Origin of the sequence: Thermoleptolyngbya sp. M55_K2018_002 (genome assembly GCF_015295965.1) — a bacterium.
GTDB classification, from domain to species: Bacteria; Cyanobacteriota; Cyanobacteriia; order Elainellales; family Elainellaceae; genus Thermoleptolyngbya; species Thermoleptolyngbya sichuanensis.
Genome location: NZ_DVEA01000323.1, coordinates 1 through 9,615 on the forward strand (window position 1 = coordinate 1; position 9,615 = coordinate 9,615).

Here is a 9,615-nt window from a genome sequence, read left to right on the forward strand (position 1 = left end):
TGAAGGGGGCGATCGCCGCGCTCCAGGCAAAGGCCGGGGAATACCAAGACGTGGTGAAATCCGGTCGGACGCACCTGCAAGATGCCGTCCCGGTTCGCATGGGCGACACCTTTGGCGCGTGGGCGCAGATCTTGGCGGATCATCTAGCGCGGCTCCAGTTTGCCGAAAAAGACCTGACCGTGCTGGGGCTGGGCGGCAGCGCAGCGGGCACAGGCATGAACACGCATCCCAGGTATCGCTTCCGGGCGGCAGAGATTCTCTCCACGCTGATCGACAAGCCGCTCACCTCTGCCCCACATCTGATGGCGGCTATGCAGAGTATGGCTCCCTTTGTGGCAGTCTCCGGCGCAATTCGCAACCTGGCCCAAGACCTGGTGAAGATTTCCCACGACCTGCGGCTGATGGATTCTGGCCCCAAGACGGGGTTCAAGGAAATCCAGCTTCCGCCTGTGCAGCCCGGTTCCTCCATCATGCCGGGAAAATATAACCCCGTGATGGCGGAGATGATTTCCCAGGTCTGTTTTCAGGTGATGGGCTACGACGCGGCGATCGCCCTGGCCGCCCAGGCCGGCCAACTTGAGCTAAACGTGATGATGCCGATGATTGCCTACAGCCTGATCCAGAGCATTGAAATCTTGGGAAATGCGATCGCCGCGCTGACCGAAAAGGGGCTGAAGGGCATCGTGGTGAATGGCGATCGCTGTCGGCAATACGCTGAAGGCAGCCTCGCCCTGGTAACGGCGCTCAACCCGCACATCGGCTATCTCAACGCAGCAGCGGTGGCCAAAGAATCGCTAGAAACCGGAAAATCCCTGCGGCAAATCGTGCTGGAGAAGGGATTGATGAGCGAGGCAGACCTGGCGAACGTCCTCAATCTGGAGCAAATGAGCGCCATGACCCCGGCTCAGACCGAAGGGTAGCAGTGGGAATTAGCCGTGGGAAGTAGTAGAAAGTAGCAGCGGGAAGCAGCAGGAAGTAGCAGCAGTGGGAAGTAGCAGTGGGAAGTAGCAGTGGGAAGTAGCTGTGGGAAGTAGCTGTGGGAAATGGACGAATTTTTAGTCTTGCCAGGAAAACCGGGCGGGCGATCGCTCACCTAAAGTCTTGAGAAGATTCCTTAAAATCGCGTACCCATTTCCCAGAAACCATCGCAATATTGAAGCATTCGCGCCTTTCGAGACGCAGATTCACCGAACGCCCGCGCACACCCGCATCCCCACTACTGGAAGGTCATGGAATATCAAGAATCCCTCTACACCCAGCTCACGTTTCACTACGTCAACGGCACCAGCGAATCCTTCAACCTGTATGCCCCGATTGAAAGCGATGGCACGCACCAAACCACCCAACTCGAAGTGCGCCATCTGCTGAAAAAAGACTGGTGGATCGTCAACCTGCCAGAGCAAACTGTGTTCATCAACGTAGACAACGTGCTGAAAATGGAGATGAAACCTGCTCTGTCCCAGCTTCAGGGCGAAGATGTCTTCTCCAACGCGGAGCGCGTGACGGCTCTCAATCGTTCCCGATAGCGTTCTCGATAGCGGGTTGAATGCGGTAATGGAGTTGCCAATATTCGACACTCTGCCACCTTCGTCCCCCCGTCATTTCTGTTCCCCTGTCGCTTGGTTCTTCCCCTTCATGACCCTCGAACTCTACCTGATTCGTCACGGACTGGCGGGCGAGCATGGCAGCTATGCCAACGACGACGAGCGCCCGCTGACCGAAGAAGGTCAGCGCAAAACCCGGCAGGTGGCCGATCGGCTGCACAAGCTGGACATTCGGTTTGACCATGTGCTGACCAGTCCGCTGGTGCGGGCGCGGCAGACGGCGGAGATTCTCTGTGCGGCAGGGCTGAGTCAGTCGCTCGAAGCGTCGCGCCATCTCGCGTTTGATGGGTCGCTGCTCGACTGGCTGCCCTGGTTTGACCAGTGGCGGCAGACGGGAGCCAAAGCGCTGGCGCTGGTGGGACACGAACCCTGTCTGAGTGAATGGACGGAACGCCTAGTGTGGGGCGATGTGAAGCACCATGTCGTTTTCAAGAAGGCGGGTGTGGTGGGGCTGCTGGTGCCCCAGAGCGGAACGCCCGTGGGCAATAGTCAGATTTTCTGGCTAACGCCGCCGCGATTTTTGATTTAGCGGACTCTATCGCAGCGGGATCTGACTAGGACTGTCGGCGGGCGATCGCCCCTTGCAGCAGCCATAGCAGCCCCAAGCTCAGCGCCCCGCTCAGCAGCCCGAAGCTCACCTGCGGCTTTCCCAAAAACACGCACACCCCGCCCGTGCCCGCCAGCACAATGCCTAGCCCACGCCCCAGATTCAGCATTGTGGCGATGGTTTCTGTGGCGTGCGTATATTTGGCGATTACATCACCCTCGGCGGTCAGCGGCGCAGAGGCTGCTACCAAGTGCTGGAGCGACTGATATTTCGCCAGATCTAGCTGATAATACGTGCCCAATTCGGCATCGCGCAGGCTGGGAACCGAATGTAGCCCAAAATGCTTTGCATGGGCGATCGCCGCTCGAATTTGCCGCTGCGTTGCCACGGGCCCCAGCGCCTCAAAGAGAGAAGCTCGGTAGACCCCCGTTTTGCCCATGTCCAGGATTCGCTGGCTCAGTTCCGCCACCGAAAGCCGCCGGGCGATTTCAGGGCTAGCGCTATGACGAGTTGCGCTGGTTTTTTGCCTTGTCTCTTGCATAGATCTGCCGAAATTGCCAGAATCGAGTTTCTCAGGCAATCCCCAGCATAATACAAGCGAACCAAAGCCGCTGGAATCAGACGCAAACTTTTGATGGTTTCACCAAGTTAATCTTTCAACCAGGCTGATTGAAAACCCCTGTTCCAGGGTCTACTCTTCTGGGCGAGGCACCAGCAGCGTGGCGACGGAAGGCAGCAGGGCCGCAGCGCGATCGCTCGTTTCTCTGGCGATCGCCCCCCAGGCGGCGCTGACTAAGCGACCCGGCTGGAAGTCGTGTTTTACCAGTTCCCAGAGGCGCTGTACGTCGTCGGTGTGGAGGCGATCGTCTTCTGTGAGGGCGAGGATGATTTCGCGGCGAAGAAACGCGCCTTCATCCGACATGAGATATTGCAGACCCAGTTGGGCGGTGGGCAGCAGGTCAAAGTTGTTGTCACTGCGGGCGATCGCAATCAGGTTTTCCAGCCGCTTCCAGTTCAGCTTGCCGTCTTTGAACAGAACTTCGAGCAGGCGGCGGCGCAGGGCAGGCGTTTCTCCCTTCAGCAAACGCTGTGCCACGTAGGGATAGGCCACTTCCACAATCTTGAAATCGGGATTGAGGCTGAGAGCCAGCCCTTCTTGGGTAATCAGCGACCGGATAATCAGCGCAAACTTCGCAGGCAGCCGGAACGGATACTCGTACATCAGCGCCGAAAACTCGTCGGTGACGGTTCTAAAGTTAAAGTTGCCCACGCTTGCGCCGACGGCGTTTTGAAACACCGCTTGCAGCGCCGGAATAATCGGGCGGATGTCAGTATCAGGCGTGAGGAACCCCAGCTTTACAAAGTCCCGCGCCATCTCTGCATAGTCTTCGTTGATCAGATGCACCACGGAATCCACCAGCGTTTCCTTAGTGGACTGATCCAACTGATCCATCATGCCAAAGTCGATATAGGCCATCCGCCCATCGGCCATGGCAAACAGATTGCCGGGGTGGGGGTCGGCATGGAAAAAGCCAAACTCCAGCAATTGGCGCAGACCCGACGTAACCCCGATTTTGATTACAGCGTCGGGGTCAAGGCTCAGGGCGCACAGCCCTGCCTCGTCGTTGAGCTTGCAGCCGTCGATCCACTCCAGCGTCAGCACATGCTGGCTGCTATAACGCCAGTAAATTGAGGGCACTTTGACCGTAGGATCGTCCTGAAAATTGGCGGCAAAGGCTTCGGCGTTGCGCCCTTCGTTGAGGTAGTCGATTTCCTCAAACAGCTTCGTCCCAAATTCATCCACAATCAGCGTCAGATCGTGCCCCAGATTCAGCGGCAGAAACGGCTCCATCCAGGTGGCGGCCCAGCGCATCAGGTACAGATCCAGCGTGATTACGGGCATCAGGCGGGGACGCTGCACTTTTACCGCAACGGTTTCGCCCGTATAAAGTTTGGCTTTATAGACCTGACCGAGGCTGGCGGCGGCGACGGGTTCTGACGAGATCTCTTGATACAGCTCGGAAACCGGGCGCTCTAGCTCAGATTCAATAATGCTAAAGGCGATGTCGTTAGAAAACGGCGGCAGCTTGTCTTGCAGCTTAACCAGTTCATCCAGGAAGTCTTTGCGGATCAGGTCAGGGCGAGTCGAGAGGGCCTGTCCAACTTTGATAAAGGTAGGGCCGAGGCGGGTCAAAATGTGGCGAAGCTGGGCAGCACGCCGGGGTTGATGCTCCCCAGCCTGTCCACGCCACTGGTCTATTTGCAGACCCAGAAGAAACCCGGCAAACATCCAGACGATGGAAACGGCCCGCCAAAGGGACTGCCAGGGGCGAGTGCGGTAATGTTGTGCGATCGCCTCTGGGTCGTAGCGCCGCATCTGACCCAGAGAAGGTTGACGAGAAGGCTGACTCACGCTTGCGTATCCTCTCAAACCAAAGGAGTGCGACTCAAAACCTGCCATTGCCTGCCAGCAACAGGGTTTGGGTGTGAGGTCGCAAGGGGGAAGTGGAAAACCCCAACTTCCCAACGGTAGCACTCAGGCAGGTCTGGGCGGGTTTGAGATGGTTCGGGATTAGGATTCCCGATAGAGCATCTAAGGCTGCTCTATTTACCATCGTATAAGAAACTACATCGAATGAAATGGCGATCGCCCGACTCAGTAAACTTTCTGAATATTTTATTCCAATACATTAAATAGATGTTATCGATTTGTACTTCCGAAACCTGCTATTCTCAGCACTTCACGCTGCGTTAAGTGAATGTTAAATCTTGCAGCGTAGATGTAAAGAATTTCAAACAGGATGAACATTTCTTAATAAATCTGCGAGGCGTGGGATCAACCCTGGGACAGGGCGATCGCCCCCCTTGGTAAAGCTCAGGCTAAGGGCGATCGCCCTCTATGCATCCTGGCAAAGCTCTTAACCAAACCCTAACCCGTCTAGGGCGAGCCAGCACCAGGCTAAATCTCTAGATTTTTCAAAGGCATTTGATCCAAAGCCTTAACGAAGGGATTACAGACTCTTAATCCAAACTCTGTAGATTTTTAAGCTGTGTCAGTTGTTTCCTCAGTTTCTCCTCATCCAACGCGCCCTAGTCTGGTTCGCTTGTGTCCCAAGCTCATACTGATTTCTGATCGATTTCTGATTGATTTCTGACTAGCTGGACTTGACTCGATGGCTCTAGTTTGATGGCTCTAACTTGTCTTGGAAGGGGCGCGATGGAGCAGGCGAGGCTGAGCATACAAACAACCCTGACGATCCAACGCACTTTTTGAGAGAACACTACTGAAATATGAGTCTCAAACGCAGACACTTTCTGATGTTTATGGGTGCAAGTGCTGGCTCTCTGGCGCTGCAACCCTTGGTGCAAAATGGGCAAAAGCTGTCTCCCGCGCTAGAGGGCACACCCGCCTCCGCGCAAACTGCGACGCTCCCTTTCACCCCCGTTAAAGGGCCGATGCCTGTGGAAACGGACGGTGTTTCGCTGACGCGGCAGATTGCTCAATACAGCAGCTACGTGATCAAGGATGACGTGGTGCTGCCGCCTGGCTATACCTATGATGTGGTGGCTGCTTGGGGCGATCGCGTGGGTGATTCTCGCTTTGGCTACAACAATGACTACATTTCGCTAATCGAGACGGCACCGGGAGAAGGCTTCCTGGTGGTTAACCACGAATATATTAGCTCTGTGCCCTGGAACGAAACCTTCCAGCAGGTCATCGGTAAGCCCCTACCCGTTGCTGAAATCGAGGCTGCGGTGAAGGCAGCGGGTGATGCAGGCATCAATGCCTTCGCTTTGCCGGATAGCAATCCCCTGAAAGCCACCGTTGCTCAGTATTGCGAAGAAGCCCTGATTGATCTGGGCATATCGGTTCTTTCGGTACGGCGGGATGCCAGCGGCAAGTGGGTCCGCACCAACTCTGGCAACGATCGCCGCATTACAGGTGCTTCGGGTCTAAAGGACGGCCGCTACCTGAAGACCACCGGCCCGGCGGTAGCCGTCTTCCAGAAGCGCAGTGGACAGGGCTATATCGATACCTTGGGTGACAAGGTGATTGGCACGTTTAACAACTGCTCTGGCGGGACAACCCCCTGGGGCACTGTACTCAGCGGCGAAGAAAACATTCAAGATTTCGTTCCTGAGGCTGTCTTCGCGGATGGCACCTCCTTTGACCCTGGCAAGAAGACCTTTATTGTCAACAACGAAGGTGTGGACGGTACGGGCAACGTGTTTGGCTTGGCAGGCAACAAGTACGGCTGGGCAGTCGAAGTAGATCCGTCTAACCCGAACGACTACGGCACCAAGCACTCCTGGCTGGGTCGCTATCGCCACGAAGGTTTTGGGATTCGCGCTGTAGCGGGTCAAAAATTGGCCGTCTATGCAGGCTGCGATCGCCGGGGTGGACACGTCTACAAGTTCGTCAGCGACGGCACGGTGCGCGACCCCAAGAGCAAGTCCAACTCGCGCCTGATGGAAAACGGAATGCTCTACGCTGCCAAGTTCAACCCCGATGGCACGGGCCGCTGGATTGCGCTAAAGGCAGATACGCCCGTTGATCCTGAACTGCCCAGCGTGCATGTGGGTGGCATGATCACGCTGCCCAGTCGCCCTGATGGTGGTTTCAGTAGAGTAACTGACGATGCGGCGATCGCCCCCTACAAGTCTCAGTTCAGAACGCTGGGCGACCTGTATATCGGCAATGCCGAAGAAAAACAGGGCGCAATCCTGATCGACGCACACTACGCTGCCAACGCCGCCGGAGCCACCTGCACCGCCCGTCCTGAAGACACCGACCTGGCCGCCGACGGCACGCTGTTTATCGCCTTTACCTCTGGCTCGCCCAGCGGTAGCGATGGCAGCCCCAACAAGTTTGTCTTTGCAGCCCCCAACAACGAGTCTCAATGGGAGTATGGCTGGATTGTCAAGCTCATGGAAGATGGCAACAATACCGCTTCGATGACATTCCGATGGGATGTGATGGCTCTGGGTGGAGAACCCGCTGACGGTGGATTGGGCTTTGCCAACCCCGACAACCTGGAGTTTGACGCAAAGGGCAACCTGTGGATGGTAACGGACATGTCCACCGACAAGCACAACAAAGAGGTCGCCAGCCGCATCAAGTCTGATGGTTCCAAGGTGAGCCAGTCTGATCTGCGGGGTCTATATGGCAACAACTCGTTGTGGTATTTCCCCATGTCCGGGGCAAATGCTGGAGAAGCCTATCTGTTTGCCTATGGCCCAGTGGAGTGTGAAATGACAGGGCCCTTTGTAACTTCGGATATGAAGAGCTTCTTCCTAGCAGTTCAGCACCCCGGCGAAATTGGAGGGGTTCGCAAGCAAATGAAGTCTGAGACTCGCAAATTTGCAATGCGAACCACCGATGGCAAAGAGTTTGAACAAACTCGTGAAGTGCCCATCGGCTCCAACTGGCCGGGCAATCAGCCCAACGATCCGCCAAAGCCTGCTGTGATTGCGGTTCGCCGCACCAATGGCGCACCGCTTGTGTAGGGCTTGAGTTGGCTTGAGTTGGCTTGAATGATTAGAACGACCCCTCACCCTGACTTTGTTGAAACTCTGTTAAGGTGGGGGGTGTTTTTTTATGCTCAGCGCTCACTTACTCATTTGCCAGAAGAAGAACTGCTGGGTGGGCTGAATGGCCGCGCCTTTGACCGTATTTTGCACGAAGATGTAGTCCTTGTTCTGCCACAGGGGAATGTAGGGCACATCTTCGACCAGTAGGGTTTGCAGGTCTTTGAACATCTTGGCGCGGGCAGCGGGGTCTTGCTCAGCCCGTTGCTTGGTCACAAGTTCGTTGGCCTTAGGGCTGTAGTAGAAAGATCCATTGCCCTGGCTAGCCCCTCGCTGGCAGAGGGTTTCGGGAGAACCCTGGTCGCAACTTAGGAACGGATGTACAAAGTTGTCGGGATCAAAGAAGTCGGGATACCAGTTCAGCAGCACTGTTTGGTATAGCCCGTTGTCCACGCCCTGGGAGAGGGTGGCGCGTTCGGCGCTGTTGACGGTGACGGTGACGAGGCCAGGCAGACCGCGCTCGATGGACTGCTTTAGCGTGTTGGCGACGTTGGCGCGGATGGTGGAGGCGGAGGGATACCAGACCTCAAAGTTCAGCGGATTTGCTTCGGAATAGCCAGCGGCGGTGAGGAACTCGCGGGCTTTGTCGAAATTGCCGTCGCCGTAGGCCTCTTTGAATACGGGGACAGAATCTTCAAAGGCGGGGGGAATGATGGTGTAGAGCGGGGCGGCCTGACCTTGAAAGACGCGCTCGTTGATTAGGTTACGGTCGATCATGGCGGCGATCGCCTTCCGCACGTTCAGATCATTGGTCGGCTCCACCTTCTGATTAAGCGTCATGTAGTTAACGACGGTCGTGCCCGCTTCGATCACCTCCCAGCCGCCGCTGCTGGTTTCCCGCTTGAGGCTGGTAATTTGTTCAGGATCAAGCGTTTGATAGGCGACATCTAGACCTTTGGTGCGGAAGGTGTTGTAGAGATTGGCAGGGCTGGCGTAGATCTGGATGTCGATGCCGTCGTTGGCGGGCTTTTCGCCCCAGTAATCGGGGTTTACGTCCAGCTTGATAGAGTCGGGCGTGAGCGACGCAACCTTGTAAGGGCCGCTGCCGATGAAGCTATCGGGCTTGAATTTGCCTTCGCCAATTTCGTAGCTGCTGGGAGGAACAGGCGTGACCCCCCAAAAGGTGAGCAGGGCAGGAAAGGCAGCAAAGGGCGACTTGAGCCGAATCGTGAGTTCGTATTCGCCGCTGGCAGTGACAGACTCCACCTGATCGGACAGCAAAAAGGAGGGCCCGCCGCCATTTTGCATGAAGCGATCAATCGAAAATTTCATCACTTCGGCGTTGAAGTCCGTGCCGTCGTGCAGCTTTACGCCCTGGCGCAGGGGGATTACGTAGGTCAGCCCATCATCGCTGACGGTGGGCATTTCGGTAGCAAGCTGGGGCACGATGTCGGTGGTGCCTGGTTCGTAGGTGTAGAGGCGATCGCCCAGGTTATACAGCAAGATGCCGCCGAAAATTGTATAAGCATCGGCGGGGTCAAGCGTGTCAATCTTTTGCGTTGTGCCCATTGCGATGCGGCCACCGGACGTAGAACCCGTCGTCCCTGTTGCTTCGGGAGCGGGTGCGTTGCCCGTCTGCGAGCCACCGCAGCCGACAATTAGCGCCACGCACAGACAAAATAGTGCGGCAAATTGGGCGATTCGCATCCTGCCCCGCTCTGGCATTGCCCATTGCCCGCGACCCCGTTTTACCAATCCCTTCATCATGCGTCCCATTGCGTCCTAAATCTCTCTACTCTTTCAGCAAGCCCGCTTAGCGAGCCGCCAATCGCATTAAAGCCGATCGCATTAAAACTGTAATACACCACCCGTCTTCTTGGCGCAGCAGTCAGAGTTTGAGGATGAATTTGAGGGTGAATTTGGAGGGTGAATTTG

7 protein-coding genes are annotated in these 9,615 nt (G+C 56.2%); 4 read left to right on the plus strand and 3 right to left on the minus strand.

Annotation, left to right across the window (positions count from 1 at the left end; all coding sequences use genetic code 11):
- From IGS51_RS16410 to sixA, 3 genes are all read left to right on the plus strand, one after another.
- The coding region (locus tag IGS51_RS16410) for a lyase family protein (protein ID WP_297079868.1) at positions 1 to 920 on the plus strand (920 nt) is incomplete at its 5' end.
- A gap of 309 nt (positions 921 to 1,229) precedes the next feature.
- Positions 1,230 to 1,526, plus strand: coding sequence for a hypothetical protein (locus IGS51_RS16415; RefSeq protein WP_172358556.1), 297 nt, complete (start codon positions 1,230 to 1,232; stop codon positions 1,524 to 1,526).
- A gap of 109 nt (positions 1,527 to 1,635) precedes the next feature.
- Positions 1,636 to 2,133, plus strand: coding sequence for a phosphohistidine phosphatase SixA (gene sixA, locus IGS51_RS16420; protein WP_297079871.1), 498 nt, complete (start codon positions 1,636 to 1,638; stop codon positions 2,131 to 2,133).
- Between the two features lie 25 nt (positions 2,134 to 2,158).
- Here sixA and IGS51_RS16425 read toward each other — a convergent pair whose 3' ends face one another.
- Together IGS51_RS16425 and IGS51_RS16430 are read right to left on the minus strand one after the other, a co-directional pair.
- A complete protein-coding gene (locus IGS51_RS16425; protein WP_297079873.1) occupies positions 2,159 to 2,692 on the minus strand; it encodes a hypothetical protein in 534 nt (177 codons plus the stop codon).
- 150 nt (positions 2,693 to 2,842) lie between these two features.
- Positions 2,843 to 4,528 carry an AarF/ABC1/UbiB kinase family protein gene (locus tag IGS51_RS16430; RefSeq protein WP_297079879.1) on the minus strand — a complete coding sequence of 562 codons (1,686 nt, stop codon included), beginning with the start codon at positions 4,526 to 4,528 and terminating at the stop codon, positions 2,843 to 2,845.
- A 914-nt stretch (positions 4,529 to 5,442) separates the two neighbouring features.
- Between IGS51_RS16430 and IGS51_RS16435 the strand changes: the two genes are divergently transcribed.
- Entirely contained in the window at positions 5,443 to 7,659 is a 2,217-nt protein-coding gene (locus IGS51_RS16435) for a PhoX family phosphatase (protein ID WP_367279363.1), read from the plus strand.
- Positions 7,660 to 7,761: 102 nt separating this feature from the next.
- On the opposite strand, the gene IGS51_RS16440 is transcribed toward IGS51_RS16435, so the two are convergent.
- A complete protein-coding gene (locus IGS51_RS16440) occupies positions 7,762 to 9,447 on the minus strand; it encodes an ABC transporter substrate-binding protein (RefSeq protein WP_297079877.1) in 1,686 nt (561 codons plus the stop codon).
- Positions 9,448 to 9,615: the final 168 nt, after the last annotated feature.